This window comes from Streptomyces sp. NPDC058678 (genome assembly GCF_042714835.1).
GTDB lineage: Bacteria > Actinomycetota > Actinomycetes > Streptomycetales > Streptomycetaceae > Streptomyces.
In genome coordinates this window covers 43,223-60,741 of record NZ_JBHXSG010000003.1, presented here as the reverse complement: position 1 = coordinate 60,741, position 17,519 = coordinate 43,223, and the positions used below count along the sequence as shown (strand labels likewise).

Annotated in this window: 18 protein-coding genes; 6 read left to right on the top strand and 12 right to left on the bottom strand. The window is 71.1% G+C overall.

Annotation, left to right across the window (positions count from 1 at the left end; genetic code table 11):
- Positions 1–25: 25 nt before the first annotated feature.
- The gene (locus ACFWWR_RS04645) at positions 26–1,234 is read right to left on the bottom strand and encodes an epoxide hydrolase family protein (RefSeq protein ID WP_383867449.1); all 1,209 of its coding nucleotides are present in this window, start codon (positions 1,232–1,234) and stop codon (positions 26–28) included.
- Between the two features lie 145 nt (positions 1,235–1,379).
- Between ACFWWR_RS04645 and ACFWWR_RS04640 the strand changes: the two genes are divergently transcribed.
- On the top strand, positions 1,380–1,862 hold the full coding sequence (locus tag ACFWWR_RS04640) for a VOC family protein (protein WP_383867451.1): 483 nt from the start codon (positions 1,380–1,382) through the stop codon (positions 1,860–1,862).
- 3 nt (positions 1,863–1,865) lie between these two features.
- Here ACFWWR_RS04640 and ACFWWR_RS04635 read toward each other — a convergent pair whose 3' ends face one another.
- Positions 1,866–2,774 carry an SGNH/GDSL hydrolase family protein gene (locus ACFWWR_RS04635; protein ID WP_383867453.1) on the bottom strand — a complete coding sequence of 303 codons (909 nt, stop codon included), beginning with the start codon at positions 2,772–2,774 and terminating at the stop codon, positions 1,866–1,868.
- A gap of 279 nt (positions 2,775–3,053) precedes the next feature.
- Here ACFWWR_RS04635 and ACFWWR_RS04630 point away from each other — a divergent pair, with 279 nt between their 5' ends.
- Both ACFWWR_RS04630 and ACFWWR_RS04625 read left to right on the top strand, forming a co-directional pair.
- Positions 3,054–3,854 (top strand): VOC family protein, encoded by an 801-nt coding sequence (locus tag ACFWWR_RS04630; RefSeq protein WP_383867455.1) that lies wholly within the window; start codon positions 3,054–3,056, stop codon positions 3,852–3,854.
- A gap of 30 nt (positions 3,855–3,884) precedes the next feature.
- A complete protein-coding gene (locus tag ACFWWR_RS04625; RefSeq protein ID WP_383867457.1) occupies positions 3,885–4,589 on the top strand; it encodes a ribonuclease H in 705 nt (234 codons plus the stop codon).
- Between the two features lie 13 nt (positions 4,590–4,602).
- Here ACFWWR_RS04625 and ACFWWR_RS04620 read toward each other — a convergent pair whose 3' ends face one another.
- The 4 genes from ACFWWR_RS04620 to ACFWWR_RS04605 form a co-directional block, all read right to left on the bottom strand.
- Positions 4,603–5,055, bottom strand: coding sequence for an SRPBCC family protein (locus ACFWWR_RS04620; RefSeq protein WP_383867459.1), 453 nt, complete (start codon positions 5,053–5,055; stop codon positions 4,603–4,605).
- An 80-nt stretch (positions 5,056–5,135) separates the two neighbouring features.
- Positions 5,136–5,960, bottom strand: a complete 825-nt coding sequence (locus ACFWWR_RS04615; RefSeq protein ID WP_383867461.1) for a tyrosinase family protein — start codon at positions 5,958–5,960, stop codon at positions 5,136–5,138.
- Between the two features lie 29 nt (positions 5,961–5,989).
- On the bottom strand, positions 5,990–6,370 hold the full coding sequence (locus ACFWWR_RS04610) for a tyrosinase cofactor (RefSeq protein WP_383867463.1): 381 nt from the start codon (positions 6,368–6,370) through the stop codon (positions 5,990–5,992).
- 384 nt (positions 6,371–6,754) lie between these two features.
- On the bottom strand, positions 6,755–8,479 hold the full coding sequence (locus tag ACFWWR_RS04605; RefSeq protein ID WP_384301958.1) for a cholesterol oxidase substrate-binding domain-containing protein: 1,725 nt from the start codon (positions 8,477–8,479) through the stop codon (positions 6,755–6,757).
- A gap of 136 nt (positions 8,480–8,615) precedes the next feature.
- On the opposite strand from ACFWWR_RS04605, the gene ACFWWR_RS04600 reads away from it, so the two are divergent.
- Positions 8,616–9,599 (top strand): aldo/keto reductase, encoded by a 984-nt coding sequence (locus ACFWWR_RS04600; protein ID WP_384301956.1) that lies wholly within the window; start codon positions 8,616–8,618, stop codon positions 9,597–9,599.
- Positions 9,600–9,632: 33 nt separating this feature from the next.
- On the opposite strand, the gene ACFWWR_RS04595 is transcribed toward ACFWWR_RS04600, so the two are convergent.
- Both ACFWWR_RS04595 and ACFWWR_RS04590 read right to left on the bottom strand, forming a co-directional pair.
- Positions 9,633–9,974 carry a hypothetical protein gene (locus ACFWWR_RS04595; RefSeq protein WP_383867467.1) on the bottom strand — a complete coding sequence of 114 codons (342 nt, stop codon included), beginning with the start codon at positions 9,972–9,974 and terminating at the stop codon, positions 9,633–9,635.
- Positions 9,975–10,608: 634 nt separating this feature from the next.
- Positions 10,609–11,037 carry a hypothetical protein gene (locus ACFWWR_RS04590; RefSeq protein ID WP_383867469.1) on the bottom strand — a complete coding sequence of 143 codons (429 nt, stop codon included), beginning with the start codon at positions 11,035–11,037 and terminating at the stop codon, positions 10,609–10,611.
- 156 nt (positions 11,038–11,193) lie between these two features.
- Between ACFWWR_RS04590 and ACFWWR_RS04585 the strand changes: the two genes are divergently transcribed.
- On the top strand, positions 11,194–11,694 hold the full coding sequence (locus ACFWWR_RS04585; RefSeq protein ID WP_384301954.1) for a DUF6328 family protein: 501 nt from the start codon (positions 11,194–11,196) through the stop codon (positions 11,692–11,694).
- A gap of 78 nt (positions 11,695–11,772) precedes the next feature.
- Here the strand turns inward: ACFWWR_RS04585 and ACFWWR_RS04580 are convergent, their stop codons facing one another.
- The 3 genes from ACFWWR_RS04580 to ACFWWR_RS04570 all read right to left on the bottom strand — a co-directional run bounded on the left by ACFWWR_RS04580 (position 11,773) and on the right by ACFWWR_RS04570 (position 14,358).
- Positions 11,773–12,198: an SsgA family sporulation/cell division regulator gene (locus tag ACFWWR_RS04580; RefSeq protein WP_383867473.1), complete on the bottom strand. Its 426-nt coding sequence runs from the start codon at positions 12,196–12,198 to the stop codon at positions 11,773–11,775.
- Between the two features lie 62 nt (positions 12,199–12,260).
- Entirely contained in the window at positions 12,261–13,292 is a 1,032-nt protein-coding gene (locus ACFWWR_RS04575; RefSeq protein WP_383867475.1) for a hypothetical protein, read from the bottom strand.
- A gap of 94 nt (positions 13,293–13,386) precedes the next feature.
- A complete protein-coding gene (locus tag ACFWWR_RS04570; RefSeq protein WP_384301952.1) occupies positions 13,387–14,358 on the bottom strand; it encodes an LLM class F420-dependent oxidoreductase in 972 nt (323 codons plus the stop codon).
- 86 nt (positions 14,359–14,444) lie between these two features.
- Here ACFWWR_RS04570 and ACFWWR_RS04565 point away from each other — a divergent pair, with 86 nt between their 5' ends.
- Complete coding sequence (locus ACFWWR_RS04565; protein ID WP_384301949.1) at positions 14,445–15,905, top strand: serine hydrolase domain-containing protein; 1,461 nt, start codon at positions 14,445–14,447, stop codon at positions 15,903–15,905.
- Here ACFWWR_RS04565 and ACFWWR_RS04560 read toward each other — a convergent pair.
- Entirely contained in the window at positions 15,897–17,516 is a 1,620-nt protein-coding gene (locus tag ACFWWR_RS04560; RefSeq protein ID WP_384301947.1) for a serine/threonine protein kinase, read from the bottom strand. The genes ACFWWR_RS04565 and ACFWWR_RS04560 overlap by 9 nt on opposite strands.
- Positions 17,517–17,519 lie beyond the last annotated feature (3 nt).

Here is a 17,519-nt window from a genome sequence, read left to right as displayed (position 1 = left end):
AGAGCGGGCGGTCGGTCCTCCCGCGTCAGCCCGCGCCCTTCTCGCGCAGCTGTCGGAAGAAGGCGCGCACGTCGTCCACCAGCAGGTCGGGTTCCTCCATCGCCGCGAAGTGTCCGCCCCGGTCGAGTTCCGTCCACCGCACGATGTTCTCCGTGCGCTCCGCCTTGTGGCGCAGCGGGATCTGCGGGTCGCCGGGGAAGGACGCCACCGCGGTCGGGGTGGTCGAGGGCTCGTGCGGAGCGGCGATCCGCTCCCCCCTGGCGTGGGCACGCTCGTAATAGACCCGGGCGGACGAACCAGCCGTCCCCGTCAGCCAGTACAGCATCACGTTCGTCAGCATCAGGTCCCGGTCGACGGCCTCCTCGGGCAGCTCCTCGGAGTCCGTCCACTCCCGGAACTTCTCGACGATCCAGGCGAGTTGACCGACCGGCGAGTCCGTGAGCGCGTACGAGAGGGTCTGCGGCCGGGTGGACTGCACGTGGAAGTAGCCCGTCCCGTCCCGGAACCACTTGTCCCACCGGCGCCACGAGGTGAGCGTCCGCTCCCGTTCCCCGGGGCTCAGCGCCGCCAGCTCCTCGCGGGTCGGCTCGGTGGCCGCCTGTGCGCCGGGCAGCAGGTTGAGGTGGATGCCGAGGACCCGGTCCGGGTGGACCCGGCCCAGCTCGCGGGAGATACCGGCGCCCCAGTCGCCGCCCTGCGCGCCGAAACGCTCGTAGCCGAGGCGGGTCATCAGCTCGACCCAGGCGTCGGCGATCCGGCGCGCCTCCCAGCCGGTCTCCCGGGTGGGCCCGGAGAACCCGAAGCCGGGAATGCTCGGCAGCACGACGTGGAAGGCGTCGGCGGGGTCACCTCCGTGAGCGGCCGGATCCGTCAGCGGGCCGACGATGCCGAGGAATTCGACGATCGACCCCGGCCAGCCGTGCGTGATGACCAGCGGGGTGGCGTCGGGCTCGGGGGAGCGGATGTGCGCGAAGTGCACGTGCGCGCCGTCGATCTCGGTCGTGAACTGCGGCCACTCGTTCAGCCGTGCCTCGGCCGCCCGCCAGTCGTACTCGTGCCGCCAGTGGCGCACCAGCTCCCGCAGGTAGTCCGACGGGACGCCGTACGCCCAGCCCACCCCCGGCAGCTCGTCCGGCCAGCGGGTGCGGTCGAGCCGGTCGTGCAGATCGTCGAGATCGCTCTGCGGGATGTCGATGCGGAAGGGCCGGACCGTGTCGGTGGGCGAAGAGGTCATGATCCGGATGCTAGTTCGGAACGGTGTATCTGCCACCTGGATTTGACCGGCGCCCGACCGATGAGTTCCGGGGCCGGGACCGGTCGACATCCATGACGGGTTCCACACCGCGTTCCACACCGCGCTTCACGCCCAGGAGGTATTCATGACCACCGACGGATTCACCACGTGTCTCTGGTTCGACGGCCAGGCCGAGGAGGCCGCCCACTACTACGTCTCGGTCTTCAAGAACTCCAGCGTCGGCAACGTCACGCACTACTCCGAGGGAGCTCCCCAGCCTGCCGGCAGCGTGCTGACCGTCGAGTTCACGGCCAACGGCCACAAGTTCCTCGCGCTCAACGGCGGCCCCCAGTTCACGTTCACCGAGGCGATCTCCTTCATGATCTCCTGCCAGAACCAGGAGGAGGTCGACCACTACTGGACCAAGCTCACCGAGGGCGGCGGCGAGCCCGGCCCCTGCGGTTGGCTGAAGGACAGGTACGGCGTGTCCTGGCAGGTCGTCCCCGACCGCCTCATCGAGCTGACCACCGACCCCGACCAGGAGAAGGCGGGCCGCGCGATGAAGGCCATGATGGCGATGAGCAAGATCGACATCGCCGCCCTGGAGAAGGCGGCCGCGGGCGAGTGACCGTTACCCGCCGAGGTTCTCGCCGACCACCCGCGTGATCTCCCGGGCGATGCGCAGGATGCCGGGGGAGCGGACCGGGCAGGGCTTCGGCGTGGCCGTCGTGGGGACCAGACAGAAGTGCAGGGGGTCCTTGTCGAGGTGGAGGGCGGTGCGGTCCCGGCCGGGCTGGGTGCAGTAGTCCGGGTGGTCGTGCTCGTAGGCGGTGCACGGCAGGTACTGGACCCAGGTCTGACGGGCACCGGCGGGGCTGACCGTCCTGCCCGCGTCGGCGACCAGATCGCCCGACGCGGCGGCCCGCTCCTCGTAGATGCCGTTCACCCGCCGGATCCGGTCGGGGGTCATCGGGTCCGGGCCCTGCAGCACCCACACGATCCTCGGCCGCTTCGAACCGCCGGCCGTCGCGATCTGCTCGGTGAGCCGTTTCGCGTCGGCGGCGTACCGCCTGAAGTACTCGGCGGGCGAGGCGGCGTGGGTGATCCCGTCCATGCACCAGGTGTAGCCCCAGGCGTTGCCCCAGAACTGCAGGACCACGACGTCCGGGCGCAGCGACCGCACCAGGACGGCGGCCTTGTCCCGGTCCGGTACGAGCGACCGCGCCTTGGTGCCCTCCAGGTAGTCGCACACCGTGGTCCCCGAGTAGGGGGCACTCGTGTACTTCGCGGCCAGATCGCGTTCCAGCTCCTGCCCGAGTACCCGCTGGTTCTCCATCGCGAGGGAGTCGCCGAGGTACAGCACGGTGGGCGCCTTGGCCGGGGCCCGCGGTGAGGCGGCCGGCCGGCGGTACTCGGTGGAGGGGGACGAGGCCGGCACGTCGGGGGAGGGCGGCGCGTCCTCCGGACCGGACGACGGATCCGTGCACGCGCCGAGCAGCAGCCCGACGAGCAGCACCCCCACGACCCACACCCTGCGCATGCGACCACTCCCGCCCCGGCCGGCGAAACGGCTCCCCAGGCAAGCACAGCGGGGCTCCGGGCGGAAGACCTACGACCGGCCAAGGCCACGACCGTGGCTCGGACGCGATCGGCAGGCACCGTGTACGCGGCGTGATCGCACCGATCGCGGCCGAAAGCCGCCCGCTTCTGTCCGGTCCGGGACGGCCCGGACCGTTCGACGCGCGGTCCGGCGGACCGATGGCTAGCGTGAGGAATCGGACCACCCGGATGACCCACCGAGTCGGAGAGGGCCGCGGACATGGCTGTACAACCAGAGGGAACCCCTTGCTGGGCCGATGCGATGTTCAGTGACGTCGAGGGAGCCAAGAGCTTCTACGGCGACGTCCTGGGCTGGACCTTCGGCGAGGCGTTGTCGGAGTACGGCAACTACACCCAGGCCTACGCGAACGGCAAGGCCGTCGCCGCCGTCGTACCGCCGATGCCCGGGCAGGAGGGGCAGTCGCAGTGGTGCCTGTACTTCGCGTCGCCGGACGCCGCGGCCACAGCCGGCAAGATCCGTGAGAACGGCGGCGAGGTGGTGATGGAGCCGATGCAGATCGGCGACTTCGGCAGCATGTGCCTGGGCCGCGACCCCAGCGGCGTCGTCTTCGGCGTGTGGCAGGCCGGCGTCCACGAGGGGTTCGAGGCGCCGCCCGAGCAGGTCGGCGCGTTCTGCTGGGCCGAGGTCTTCACCCGTGAGCCCGAGAAGTCGGACGTGTTCTTCCCGGCCGTCTTCCCGTACACCGCGAAGCAGATGCAGGACGACGCGGTCGACTTCCGCCTGTTCGAGGTCGACGGCAACACGGTCCTCGGCCGCATGAAGATGACGGAGGAGTTCCCGCCCGAGGTGCCGCCGTACATCAACGTCTACTTCACCGTCGACGACTGCGACGACGCCGTCGCCCGGGCCACCAAGCTCGGCGGCGTCCTCAGGTTCGGGCCGATGGACACCCCGTTCGGCCGTTTCGCGGCCCTCAGCGACCCGCAGGGCGCGAGCTTCTCGGTGATCGACGTCACGACCACTTCGGGCGAGATGCCGCAGGTCTCGGACGTGTCCTGAACGGCGTCCGGACGCCCCGCGCGGCATGGCATGATCGAGCACATGCGTGAACGTGTTGTGGCCGCGTGCGACGGGGCTTCGAAGGGAAACCCGGGACCGGCGGCCTGGGCGTGGGTGGTCGCGGACGATGCGGAGGCTCCGGCTCGCTGGGAGGCCGGGCCGCTCGGCAAGGCCACCAACAACGTCGCCGAACTGACGGCGCTGGAACGCCTGCTGGCGTCGACGGACCCGGACGTACCGATCGAGATCCGGATGGACTCGCAGTACGCGATGAAGGCCGTCACGACCTGGCTGCCCGGCTGGAAGCGCAACGGTTGGAAGACCTCCGCCGGCAAGCCGGTCGCCAACCAGGACCTGGTCGTACGTATCGACGAACTGCTGGACGGCCGCTCGGTCGAGTTCCGCTACGTGCCGGCCCACCAGGTCGACGGCGACCCGCTCAACGACTTCGCCGACCGCGCCGCGAGCCAGGCGGCGATCGTGCAGGAACCCGCGGGCAGCGGTCTCGGTTCGCCGGAGCCGCCGCCCGCACCGGACGCGCCTGCGACCCGCGCACCGCGTAAGCGGTCCGGCAGTGCCAAGGCGTCCGGCGGGAGCGGCGGCTCCGCACGGACCATCAAGGCGAAGTTCCCCGGCCGCTGCGTCTGTGGACGCTCGTACGCGGCCGGGGAACCCATCGCCAAGAACGATCAGGGCTGGGGCCATCCGGAGTGCCGCAAGGCGGCTGCCGGATAGCGCGCGGCGGCGGTCACAGCACCGCGCCGCGCCATTCCCCGGTCTCCTGTCCGCGCTCCTCGATGTACTTCTTGAAGCGCTCCAGGTCACCCTTGGTCTGCCGCTTCACGAACCCGAGCTTGTCGCCGACCTTCTCGGTGACGCTGTCCGGATGGAAGTCCATCTGAAGCATCACCTTGGTGTGCTGGTCGTCGAGCCGGTGGAACGTCACTGCACCGGCCTGCTTGGCCTCGCCGGCGATCGTGGTCCAGGCGACCCGTTCGTCCGGGATCTGCTCGGTGATCTCCGCGTCGAACTCCCGGTGCACGCCGTTCACATTGGTCACCCAGTGGGTGAGCGTGTCCGTGCGCTGCTCGATGCGCTCCACGCCGTTCATGAACTCGGGGAACGTCTCGAACTGCGTCCACTGGTTGTAGGCCGTGTGCACGGGGACGCCGACCTCGATGGATTCCTCGACCTGCGACACAGGTCATCGCCTCCTTCGTCTCGTCGGGTTGAAGGGCGCGAGTACCCGTGACCTGCGGAGCAAACCCCGTACCGGGGCCGTCAGTCGGTGTCGAAGGTGTAGTGGGGGGTGTGGTCCAGCAGGTCGGCGGGACGCGTGTCGTTCCACGGCTTCATCGTCTCGCCGAGGTCGATCACGTCCGGCGTCCCGGCGGCCGGCAGGTAACCGGCCTCGGGGTGCCGGCGTTGCCACTCGGCCCACAGCTTGTCGACGTACGCGTGGTGCAGCCAGAACACCGGGTCGTTCGGCGAGACACCGGTGGCCATCTGTCCGCCGACCCAGACATGGACCCGGTTGTGCAGGTTCACGCCCCGCCAGCCCTCCAGATGGTTGCGGAAGCCGTCCGACGCGCTGTTCCAGGGCGCCATGTCGTACGTCGGTATGGACAGGACGGACTCCACCTCGGCCCGGGTCGGCAACTCCCGCACACCGCTGCCGAGCGCGCGCCGAAGATACGTACGCCCGTCGATACGCACGCTGATCGGCCAGTTGCCGGAGTCGGCGGCGAACGGACCGTCCGTCACCCGCCCGTCCCGGCTGCGCCCGGTGCCGCCCAGGAAGTCGGACGCCCACAGCGCGGACCGTGCCGAGCGGTCGCTGCTCCAGTCCCAGTACGGCAGCGCGACCGAGGCGTCCACCGACTGCAGGGCACGTTCGAACTCGAGGAGGAATCTGCGGTGCCAGGGCAGGAAGGACGGCGAACGGTGTCCGGTGCGTTCGCCGTTGTCCGTGTCGCCGACGATGAAGGCGTTGTGCGTGGTGACGAAGGTGTCGTAGCGGCCACTGCGCTTGAGTTCCAGGACGGCGGCGACGAAGCGGCGCTTCTCGTCGGCGGTCAGGGTCGCCTGGTTCTTGCGGACGGTCATGTGCGGGTCTCCCAAGGATCGGGCGGAGGTCAGTTGGCGGGGAAGGGGAGGAGCGCGGCGCCCTGCAGTTCGTCCACCGCGGCACGGGCGGCGGCACGTGGGGTGGCCACCGGGTCGTAGTGGCTGACGACGCTGATCCAGCTGCCGTCGGCGTTGCGCATCACGTGCAACTCCACGCCGTCGACGAGGACGGCGTATCCGGTGCCGTGCCCGGTGCCGTGCTGGTGACCGCCTCCGGCGGCCGGACGGCCCTGTATCCGGCGGCCCTTGTAGACCTCGTCGAAGGAGGCGGGGGAGTCGTGGCCGTGGTCGGCGGCGGACGCGGCGGATGCGGTGACCGCCGGGGCTCCTGCCGTAGCGGCGAGGGCGGCCGCGGCGGTGAGCGCGCGGCGACGGCTGAGTTCAGGCATGCGGGACCTCTCGGGGTGTGTGGGGTTGGCGACCCCGCATGCCTATCCGCCCGGTCGGGAGCGGGAGAAATTCCCCGCGGCCGGTTGGCTACGATCCGGACAATTGCCAAAATGTCGTGCAGAGTTGAACGAAGTTGATCTTGCTGTGAGCAGGGTCCACCGCCCCCCGGAAGGGGGAATTCCTTCTCGCGGGGACGGTGTTCACGGTGATCCTTTTCGGCTCACGGTGTCCTCTGTGGCCTGCCTCACCTGCGGAAGGTGACGTGATCCGGAAGGCGGCCGGAGCGCGGGCAGCGTCGGCTCAGGCGCAGGCTCGGCCCTCGTTTCGCGCGGACCGTGCACGCGAGGGTGCCGACGTCCCGCAAGTGACTCCGTCGCAGAGCCTCATCGGAAGAGCCGGTCGAGGAAGCTGTTTCCGAAGACGCGGTGCGGGTCGAGCCGGTCGAGTGTGCCGGCCGCCTGCCCCCACACGCTCTCGCCGAACGAGGCGGGCACGACCGACCCCAGCACCTCCTCGTCGCTCCACACGGCCTCGTCCGTGTACGCCCACCCCTTGGACCACTCGACCCGGGTGAGGGCGTGCCCGCCGTCGTAGGTGTCCAGCAGGAACCGCTCGATCTCGCGCAGGAACATTTCCGCGTACGGCGTGCCGGGCAGCGTCAGCACGTCCAGCCAGACGGCTGTGTCCCACTCGGGGTGCTCCTCGCTCGGCCGCAGCGCCGACAGCAGCGGGGCGCGGGCGCCGTCCAGTTCGGCCTCGGCCGGCTCGTCGAGTCCGGTCACCCGGATCTCGACGGTCCCGTTGACGGGGAAGCGGCCGCGGGCCGCGTACGCCGCCAGCCGCTCCCGGTAGTAGGAGGTGAAGTCGGCGACGACACGCTGCACCTGGTCCCGTGAGGTGAGCACCGCGTATCCGTTGGCGGTCACCCGCAGCGTGGTGGGCTTGAGGTAAAGCAGCGTGTTCTTGGAGGGTCCCCAGATGTCGGCGGACAGCGTCGTCACGAGCCCGAGCGCCGCCGCGTCGTACTGCGCGTTGCCGAGCACCGGCGCCAGATACCAGGCCGCGTCCGACACCATCCGCCCGGCCAGGTCCGCCACGGGCCTCGGGACGTTGTCGGAGAACGGGTAGTTGTACGGCGACGTCACGCGCCGCGAGGTGAGCGGTTTGGTGGGGGCGACGCTCCACACCTTCAGCCACGGGAACTCCGTGAAGGCGAACCAGATGGCCTCGACCCGCCCGGACTCCTCCAGGAAGCTCGCGAACGTCCGGCCGTCCTGCCCGGGTGCCGCGAACAGCTCGCCCGCCGGGATGTCCACCCGGCTCACACACCGGAGGTTGGTGTTCGCCCCCACCCGCAGCACCACCTCGGTGACCAGGGCCCGCCCGAGATGAGTGAGGAGCGCGGCGCAGTCCGCCTCGTCGCGACGGAACGTCCGCAGCACGTAGGCGCCGCTGTTCTCGTCCCACACCACCGCCGTCAGCGACAGCACCCGATTGCTCAGCGAGCCGTAGGTGTGCCCGGGCAGCCGCCGCTCGCCCTCGGCCGGTACGGCGGTGCCGTGCGCGTCGACGGCCAGCGCTCCGCCGAGGGTGAGGTCGCCGGGAGCGGGCGCGGCCGTGACGCCGAGGCCGTGCTCCTCCAGGTACGTGAGCAGCGCCTCCAGCGTGACGCCCGTGCCGGCCCGGACGGACGAGGCGGACTCCTGGGCCAGCCCGGTGAGATGGGAGGCGGTGTCGACGAGAAGCACCCGCGCGTCCGTCGCCGTCCCCTCCGTGACGGTCAGCGGCGACCAGCCGTGCGAGGAGCCCCGGGCGCGTACCGTCCAGCCGTGCCGGTGGGCCCAGTTCACGACGGCGACCGCCTGCCCGCCGTCCTCCGGCGCACAGGCCCACAGTCCGTCGGCGGTGATCTCGCCGACCCAGTTCCGGTACGCCGAGCGGTAGAGGGCGACGCCGGCCGGGAAGTCCGGCAACTCCTCGGCCGCGACCGCGGGATCGGCGGCCACCAGGACGGGTACGGCGGCCAGGGCGGCGGCGGAGCGGAGGAAGCCGCGGCGGGTCCAGGTCGAATCTTCCGATGAGCAGTTGCTTACTGAACGATCAGTCACGTGGTCACGCTAGGGGCAGGTTGACACGTGCATGCCTTCCATCCTGTCCATTCACTCGTCTGGGTGAAAGACTCACAGGTGACGGGCCGGAGCGGCCGGTTCCGCGTGGGGTGGCGGCGGGTGACAGACTGACGCCATGGACGAGCGCACATTCGGCAGGTCGCAACAGCACGCATCCGTCGTAGGTCTCGGCACCTGGCAGCTGGGTGCCGACTGGGGAGACGTCGACGACAAGGAAGCCCTCACGGTTCTGGAGGCGGCGGCGGAGTCGGGGGTCACCTTCTTCGACACGGCCGACGTGTACGGGGACGGGCGCAGCGAGCAGACCATCGCCGCCTTTCTGAGCGGCCGGCCCGACCTGCACGTGCTGGTCGCGACGAAGATGGGCCGCCGCGTCGACCAGATCCCGGAGAACTATGTCCTGGACAACTTCCGGGCGTGGAACGACCGTTCCCGGCGCAACCTCGGAGTCGACCGGCTCGACCTGGTCCAGCTGCACTGCCCGCCCACCCCCGTCTACTCCACGGACGAGGTGTTCGACGCCCTGGACACCCTGGTCGAGGAGGAGCGCGTCGCCGCCTACGGCGTCAGCGTCGAGACCTGCCAGGAGGCGCTGACCGCGATCGCCCGGCCGGGCGTGGCCAGCGTCCAGATCATCCTGAACCCGTTCCGCATGAAGCCCCTCGTCGAGGTGCTGCCCGCGGCCCGGGAGGCCGGCGTCGGCATCATCGCCCGCGTCCCGCTCGCCTCGGGCCTGCTGTCCGGCAAGTACACCAAGGACACCGTCTTCCCCGAGAACGACCACCGCACCTACAACCGGCACGGTGAGTCCTTCGACCAGGGCGAGACCTTCTCCGGCGTGGACTACGCGACCGGCGTCGAAGCGGCCGCCGAGTTCGTCGCCCTCGCCCCCGAGGGGTACACCCCGGCCCAGTTGGCGCTGCGCTGGATCGTGCAGCAGCCCGGCGTGACCAGTGTGATCCCCGGTGCCCGCTCGGCCGAGCAGGCCCGCGCCAACGCGGCCGCCGCGAAGCTGCCGGAGCTGCCGGAGGCGACGCTCACCGCGATCCGAGAGCTGTACGAGCGCCGGATCAAGGACCAGGTGGAGGGCCGCTGGTAGGTCACGACGGCAGGGCACCGGCCGCCGGTCCGGTCAGGGCGTGAGGAGGAGTTGGCGCTCCTGCTCCTGGTCGCCCGACGCGATCCCCTGGTCCTGCGCGGAGAAGGCGCGGGCCAGGGTGTCGCTCGCCTTCTCGACGGCCTCCGGCGTGCCCTGCACGGTGACCGTGACCGGCGCGGACAGGTGACCGACGCTCCCCTGAGGGGGCCCTGCCTCACCGGCGGCGAACGTGGCCGTGTGGACCGTGGCGTTCTTGTCGGTCGGCAGCTCGTCAGGGGCGCCGAAAGCGGGCTCCAGGGCGCGTACGACCTTCTGCGCGTCGTCGGCGCTGCCGCCGGAGAGTGTGACAGTGAGTTCGGTGCCGGGGGTGGTCAACGGGACTCCTCGCGTGGTGGGCGTCGGGGGCCCGGGACGGCTGATGCGGGTGCACCACACGTCCACGGGCCGCTCGTGCTCCGTGTAACCGCCCGGTGATCGCTGAAACAGCCCCCGCCGCAGCGGCCGCGACGCCGAGAGAAGGGCGCCCCTCGAAGGCCGCCCCTCGGAGGGAGCCGGCCCTTGGAGGGAGCCGCGCCTCAGCGGAGGCGGCCTTCGGATGCTTGCCGCAGGCGCCAGGTGTGGCCGCCGGTCAGGCGGGTGACCGGCCCGTCGCCGTGCCACCCGCCCGGGCGCCACCGATGCCGAGAGGGGCCGCACCTCAGGGGAGAGCCGGTCTCCAGCGGAAGCCGGTCATCAGAGGAGCGGCCTTGAGAGGGAGGCTCTAAGAGGAGCGGCCCCTCAGGGAGAGCCGCCCGTCAGCAGCGGCGGCCCTTCAGGAGAGTCGCCCGTCCCGCAGGGGCGGCCACCCTCCGGGAGAGTCCTCCGTCAGCAGGAGGGCCCCTCAGGGAGAGTCGCCCGTCAGCAGGAGGTCCCTTCAAGGGGTCGCCCCCAATAGGAGCGGCTCCTCAGAGAGTCACCCCTCAGAGAGCCACCCCCCAACTGGAGCCACCCCCCTCATAGGTGCCGCAGTTCAGATGCGGCCGCCGGTCAGGCGGGTGACCGGGCCGTAGGTGTGGCGCTCCGCTCGGCGGCCCGCCGCGAAGGACGCGGCGCCCAGTGCGGTCAGGCCGGCGCCGACGCCCGCGGCGACCAACTTGCGGTGGCTGAGTACCGTCCACGCCGTCTTCGCGCCGGCCGCGACCTGGCCCGACGCCGAGACGATCGCCTGGCGGCTCGCTTCGACGCTCTTGACCGCCGTTTGCGCGGCCGCGCTCGTCGCGTCGGCCGCCCGCTGCGCGCCGCCCTTCGCGGCCGACGCCGCCTCGTCGGTCTTCGTGGCCGCGGCCCGGGCGGTCCTCGTGGCCGGAGCCGTCGCCTTGTCCGTGCTCTGCCGTGCCTTGGAGGCGGCGGCCGAAGCGGTTGCTGTCTTCTTGCTCGTGTCCTTGTCCGATTCCGTCATGGAATCCGCATTGCCGTTCGACTCCATCGCAAACACGTTCCGTCACGCCCCGTTTCTCTCGATGCCGCGACCGGCGGACGGCCGGTCAGAAACGCGCGAAACAGGGAACACGGTGCTCAAGACGAAGCGCGGTTCGATCGGCGGGGAGGAAGCAGCTTGTCGGCCACCGACGGCGAAGCAGCCAAGCACAAAACAGGACGGAACGAGACCGAGGAGGAGAGAGCCGACAGGAAGTGGGCGGAGCTCATCCAGGAGGTCAGAGTCGCTCAGACGGGGGTGCAGATCCTGTTCGGATTCCTGCTCACCGTCGTGTTCACCCCAAAGTACGCGGATCTGACGGACACGGACAAGTTGATCTACATCGTGACCGTCGTCCTGGGCGCCGCCGCCACCGGCGCGCTGATCGGCCCGGTGTCCCTGCACCGCCTGGTGTCCGGGCGCAGGGTCAAACCGCAGGCGGTCGAGGCGGCTTCCCGGCTGACGTTCGTCGGCCTGGTGCTGCTGCTCGCCACCATGACGGCCGCGCTCCTGCTGATCCTCCGGGTGGCGACCCACGACGGGTACGTCCCCTGGCTGGTCGCGGGAGTGGTCGCCTGGTACCTGCTGTGCTGGTTCGTCCTACCGCTGCTGACCAGGCGCCGCCATACGTCGAAGTGACCCGGCCGACGCGTGCGGGGGAGTGACACCGGCCGAGGCGTAAGGGGGGAGTGACGCCGGCCGACGCGTGCGCACGGGTCAGCCGCCCGCGATGACCTCCTGCAGGAAGTCGTCGATCCGGACCTCTTCCCGTCCCGGCGCCACGACCTCTCGGGTCTCCCGCAGGAAGGTCGCGAGCGCCGGGGCCCACGCGAAGACCACCGCACGCTGGCGGCCTCCGTCGGGTCGGGCGTCGCCGAGGAACTCCATGCGCAGTTCCTCCCAGACCCCGGTCGAGACAGGGCCCATGCGGACGTCGCCCACCCCGACGGGGCGCCGCAGTCCGGCCATGAGCATCTCCCGGTCCAGCCGCCAGCGCGCCAGGATCCGGCCGTCATGGCTGAACACCACGGTGACGGCGAACGGGTCCGCCGCGTCGTAGTTCAGATGGGCGAGCACGGGGCAACGCTCCGTGCCGCCCGTCTGGAGCTGCACGAGGAGGGTCTTGTGCACGAAGGAGTTCACGGGAGGGCCTCCGGAAGGAACAGTCGTAGAGCCCTCTAGTACCCCCGTCCCGCACAAGATGCTCAGCCTTCCGGGTGATTCCCCCGCGCACCGCGAAGGGCCGTGATGGCCGTGGCGATGGCGTTCTGGAGATCCTCCAGCCGCTGGACCATGTCGTCCTCGTAGAAGTCCTGGGCGTCGTCGAAGGTGAGTTCCTCGAACACCCGGGTGGCCTTCTGCAGGCTGCTGTAGAACTTCGTCCGCCGTTCCTGGACGCGCAGTTCGGGGTCGGCCTCCACGGCCTCGGCGACGAGCGACTTCATGGTGTCGTACGCCTCGGTCGCCCACTCGCCGGTGTCCTCGTCCTCCTCCAGCTCGTCGAGGAGGGACAGATGCCGCTCGGCCTCCTGGCGCAGGTCGACGGGCGCGTCGATGGTCTGCCCGGCAGGGGTCTTGACCTGCCCGGACTCGGCGATCTGGCGCACGTATCCGATCCGGTCGGCCGCCCGGCTCTCGGTGGCGACGGCCTTCTTCAGGTCGTCGGTGCGCACGACGTCACGCGCCAACTCGGCCTGGAGTTCGGGATCTTCCCGCAGCCGGTCGAGGAGCGCGCTGCGGGCCGCGCGGGCGGTGGAGGGGTCGGCGAGGATCGCGGCACGCAGCGCGGTCGGGTTCTCGGCGACCTCCAGCGCCTTGGTCGGGCGGATGCCCTCGGCCTCGGCGGCCTCCGCGATGGCCGTACCGCGCTCGGAGGTGGCGCTGTTGCGGGAGACGTAGTAGCCGAGCCACACGTCGGCGTCCGGCAGTTCCACCTCCTGGCCCGGGGCCAGCGCCTCGAAGTGTGGGACGAGGCCCTCGTCGGCGGCCCGGTCCCACGCCCTGTAGTAGCGCATGACGCGCTCGGGCGAGCAGCCGGCGAGTTCGGCGAACTCCTTCGCGGAGACCTTCGGCGTCTCGTCCGCGCTCTGGCCGCCGGGCCGCACGCTGCGCGCCACCATCAGGCCGAAGGCCCATCCTCCGGTCCGCGCGTAGACCCCGAACTCGCGGGCGTCCCGCGCCACGAGGTCGGACAGGGGCATGGGGGACGTCTCGGACGGGACGATCGCAAGGGTCACGGGTCATTCTCCTGGGCAGGCTGGTCGGACCGCACAGTGTGCGAGCCGGAAGCCTATTGCACCTCCGGGTGCACCCCGGGCGGCCCGGGCCCGCTCAGTCGAACGCGTCGTGCAGCGCGGGCAGCAGGGTCTTCTCCGCCCAGTCGAGATAGGCGGGCTGCGAGTCCCCGCCGATCTGGACCAGCGCGATCTCGGTGAAACCGGCCTCCGCGTACGGCCGTACCGCCTCGACGAAGTCCTCCGGGTCGTCGCCGCACGGGATGGAGTCGGCGACGTCGTCGGGCTTGACGAACTGCGTGGCCGACTCGAAGGCATCGGGGTGCGGCAGCTCGGAGTTGACCTTCCAGCCGTTGCCGAACCAGCGGAACTGGGCGTGGGCGCGCTTGACGGCCGCGTCCCGGTCGGGGTCGTAGCAGACCGGCAGTTGGCCCACGCGCGGCTTGCCCGTGCCGCCGTGCTGGTCGAAGGCGTCGAGGAGCCCCGCCTTGGGCTCGGTGGCGATGACCAGGTCGGCCAGCCTGCCCGCGAGGGAGCAGGACTGCTCGCCGGAGACGGCGATGCCGATCGGCGGCGGCTGGTCGGGCAGGTCCCACAGCCGGGCCGACTCGACGTCGAAGTGCGTCCCGCGATGGTTCACGTGGCCGCCCTTGAAGAGCGCGCGGATGATCTCCACCGCTTCTTCGAGCATCTCGTGCCGTACGTCGACGGCCGGCCAACCGCCGCCCACCACGTGCTCGTTGAGGTTCTCACCCGAGCCGAGACCCAGCCGGAACCGGCCCTCCGACAGCAGTTGCATCGTCGCCGCCTTCTGCGCCACGACCGCCGGGTGGTAGCGAACGGTGGGGCAGGTGACGTACGTCATCAAGGGGATGCGCGAGGTCGCCTGGGCGGCCGCGCCCAGCACACTCCACGCGTACGGAGAGTGACCCTGCGAGCGCAGCCACGGGAAGTAGTGGTCCGAGGTCACCGAGAAGTCGTAGCCGACCTCCTCGGCCCGCACCAGGTGGTCGACGAGCTCACGGGGGCCGGCCTGCTCGGTCATCATCGTGTATCCGATTTGCACCATACGGGCCGGGTCCCCGGTGAGAGGCAGGGAAAACGGGTCGATGGCGGCCTCTCGATCACGGCGGGGGATCGGGAGAGGATGCCCGTATGAGTACTCGCCGTCTGCCCGATCGTTCCTCGTCCACGAGTGCCCCCGCCGCCCAGGGCGTCGACGCGGCGGGCGTTCACGCCTTCCTCGACGCCATCGAAGCCGCCCCCGGCATCGAGCCGCACAGCCTGATGATCCTGCGCCACGATCACGTGGTGGCGTCCGGCTGGTGGGCGCCGTACACCCCCGATCGTCTCCATCTCCTGTACTCCCTCAGCAAGAGCTTCACGGCGACGGCCGCGGGTTTCGCGGTGGCCGAGGGACTGATCGGGCTGGACGATCCGGTGATCTCGTACTTCCCGGAGCTCGACGCCGAGATCACCGATCCGCGCAGCCGCGCCATGCTCGTCCGGCACGTGGCGTCCATGTCCAGCGGTCACCTCGACGAGACCTGGGAACGGGCGCACGCGCTCGACCCGGACGAGGTGGTCCGCGGCTTCCTGCTGCTGCCGCCGGACCGGGATCCGGGGACCGTGTTCGCGTACAACCAGCCCACCACGTACACGCTGGCCGCGATCATCGAACGGGTCACCGGCCAGTCGGTGAGCGCCTACCTGCGGCCGCGGCTGCTTGATCCGCTGGGCATCGGCGAGGTGGCGTGGACGCGGGACCGGGCGGGCCGCGAGCTGGGCTTCAGCGGGCTGCACGCCACCACCGACGCGATCGCCCGGCTCGGTCAGCTGTACCTGCGGGACGGGATGTGGGAGGGCGAGCGGCTGCTGCCCGAGGGGTGGGCGGCCGAGGCGATCCGTGTGCACGTGGCGAACGCCGACGGGACGCCGGAGAGCGCGCTGTCGGACTGGCAGCAGGGCTACGGCTTCCAGTTCTGGACGTCCCGGCACGGCTACCGCGGCGACGGGGCGTACGGGCAGTACTGCCTGGTGCTGCCCGAGTACGACGTGGTGGTCGCGATGACCTCGGCGAGCGAGGACATGCAGGAGGTGTTGAACCTGGCCTGGGAGCATCTGCTGCCCGCCTTCGGTCCTGGACCGTTGTCCGGCCGGGAGGAGGAGGACGCGGCCCTGGCCGAGCGGCTGACGCGGCTGGAACTGCCGTCCGCCCCGGGCAAGCCGGCACCGCCGGAGAGGGCGGATGCCTGGTCCGGCGCCGCGTTCGCCCCGGACGACGTCGTGCGCGAGACCCTGCGCGCGCTGACCGGGGCTCAGGTCTCGGTGGACGGGGACGGCTGGTGTCTGACGCTCGTCGAGGACGGTGACCGGCTGCGACTGCCGCTCGGGCAGGGCGGTTGGACCGTGACCGAGGGGCCGGTCCCCGTCGCGGTCAGCGGGGGATGGACCGACGCGGACACCCTCGTCGTCGACGTGGCCTTCCTGGAGACGCCGCACCATCTGGTGGTGACCTGCTCGCTCACGGACCGGACCTGCACGGCGCGGTGGCGCACGGAGCCGCTGCACGGAGGGCGGCTGTGGGCGATGAGGGCTCCGCGCGGATCAGCCTGAGGGCTGCCGGAACGTTTTCAGGAGGGTGTCCAGCGCCTCCCGGTTCGCGCTCTCGTTCCAGTCCGAGGCCGGTGTCGTCCAGCGCAGCGAGTAGCCGCGGCCTTCTCCGATGAGGAAGCCGCGGCCGAACGTGCGCACGCGGGTGCCGCCGACGTCGGCCAGCCACTCCATGTCGGCGGCCTCGCGCCCCTGGTACGTCGTCGCGCGGATCTCGCCGATCCGCCGGTAGTCGCCCGACGGCTTGAGGTCCGGCTCGACGTCGTCCCGCCAGACGGCCACGGCGTCCTCGCCCACGCGTTCGCTGTAGGTGACGGCGAGCGTGCGCGGGTCGCCCTTCGCACCGAAGGTCACGCGGTACGCCAGGTCGGCCATGCGCGTGGTGTTCAGCGGCTTCCAGCCCTTGGGGAGGGCCACGGAAAAGCCCTCGGGGGAGTGGTACCGGCTGTATCCGGGGGGCAGCGCGTCGCCCGAGGGAGTGGGCGTCGGCGTGGGTGTGGGTGTCGGCGTCGGTGTGGGGGTCGGCGGTGAGGGTGACGGAGTCGCCGGCGGCTCGGAGGTCCGCGTGCCTCCCCCGTTGCCGGGCGCGACGGCGGAGGCGGAAGGGGACGGAGTGGGCGGCGAGTCGCTCGCGGAGGTACTGGTGCCCGGCAGTTGGCGGGTCACGGCCAGGACGGCGACGGCGACCGTGACGACGGCCAGGGCGGTGCCGGCGACCACGGTCCGTCTGGTCCACCCGGGCCCCGCCGCGTACATCCCGCGCAGCCGCGGCCTGGGCATGGAGTTCACGGCCATGTCCGGGTCCTCGTTGAGAACCCGGGTGAGCGCCTCGCGGACCACCGGGCGGGTCAGCCGTTCCTGGGAGGTCTTGCGCAGCAGCCCCTGCACGGTCTGGGTGAGCGGCCCGGCTCGCAACGGCGAACGCAGCGGCAGCCGGTCCACGCCCTTCAGAGTGCTCTCGGGCCGGTCCCGGTCCCGGAAGGGCGGACGGCCCTCGACCATCGTGTAGAGGATCGCGCCCAGCGCCCACAGGTCGGCGGCCGGCCCGATGCGCTCGTCGCGGGCCTGCTCCGGGGAGGCGTACGACGGCACGGTGACCCGGGGCGCCAGGGTCGCCCCGGCCAGGCCGAAGCCGGTGACGACGACGGCGCCTCCCTCCCGTACGAACACCTGGCCGGGGCTGAGTTCGCCGTGCGTGATGCCCTCGCCGTGCGCCGCCTCCAGCACGTCGAGCAGCTCCAGGCCGATGCGCGCCGCCCGCATGTAGCTGAAGGTGCCCTGTCGGCCGACGAGTTCGCCCAGCGGGATGCCGTCGATGCACTCGGTGACGGTCCACAGGATGTCGGACTCCACGACGGCGTCGACGACCGGAGCGACCCGGCCGGGGCACAGCAGTCCCATGGTCTCCGACATCCGGATGACCCGCGCGGTGGCCCGGCGCGCACTGTCCCCGTCCGGGTCGGCCGGCAACCCGATCTGGGTGAGCAGACAAGGCCGTTCGACCTGGATGTCCTCGCCGTACCAGCAGACGCGGTTGGTCTCGCGGTGGAGGACCTCCAGCAGCCGGTACCTTCCGGCGACCAACTCTTGTGTGGAGACGTGCGCCTTGACCATGTC

Excerpts from the sequence above, each read along its gene's own strand:
- ACFWWR_RS04615 (WP_383867461.1), bottom strand. The coding sequence starts at position 5,960 with ATGACCGTCCGCAAGAACCAGGCGACCCTGACCGCCGACGAGAAGCGC.
- ACFWWR_RS04635 (WP_383867453.1), bottom strand. The coding sequence starts at position 2,774 with ATGCGCAGGGTGTGGGTCGTGGGGGTGCTGCTCGTCGGGCTGCTGCTC.
- ACFWWR_RS04560 (WP_384301947.1), bottom strand. The coding sequence starts at position 17,516 with ATGGTCAAGGCGCACGTCTCCACACAAGAGTTGGTCGCCGGAAGGTAC.
- ACFWWR_RS04565 (WP_384301949.1), top strand. The coding sequence starts at position 14,445 with ATGAGTACTCGCCGTCTGCCCGATCGTTCCTCGTCCACGAGTGCCCCC.
- ACFWWR_RS04640 (WP_383867451.1), top strand. The coding sequence starts at position 1,380 with ATGACCACCGACGGATTCACCACGTGTCTCTGGTTCGACGGCCAGGCC.
- ACFWWR_RS04600 (WP_384301956.1), top strand. The coding sequence starts at position 8,616 with ATGGACGAGCGCACATTCGGCAGGTCGCAACAGCACGCATCCGTCGTA.
- ACFWWR_RS04625 (WP_383867457.1), top strand. The coding sequence starts at position 3,885 with ATGATCGAGCACATGCGTGAACGTGTTGTGGCCGCGTGCGACGGGGCT.
- ACFWWR_RS04645 (WP_383867449.1), bottom strand. The coding sequence starts at position 1,234 with ATGACCTCTTCGCCCACCGACACGGTCCGGCCCTTCCGCATCGACATC.
- ACFWWR_RS04570 (WP_384301952.1), bottom strand. The coding sequence starts at position 14,358 with ATGGTGCAAATCGGATACACGATGATGACCGAGCAGGCCGGCCCCCGT.
- ACFWWR_RS04630 (WP_383867455.1), top strand. The coding sequence starts at position 3,054 with ATGGCTGTACAACCAGAGGGAACCCCTTGCTGGGCCGATGCGATGTTC.
- ACFWWR_RS04610 (WP_383867463.1), bottom strand. The coding sequence starts at position 6,370 with ATGCCTGAACTCAGCCGTCGCCGCGCGCTCACCGCCGCGGCCGCCCTC.
- ACFWWR_RS04590 (WP_383867469.1), bottom strand. The coding sequence starts at position 11,037 with ATGACGGAATCGGACAAGGACACGAGCAAGAAGACAGCAACCGCTTCG.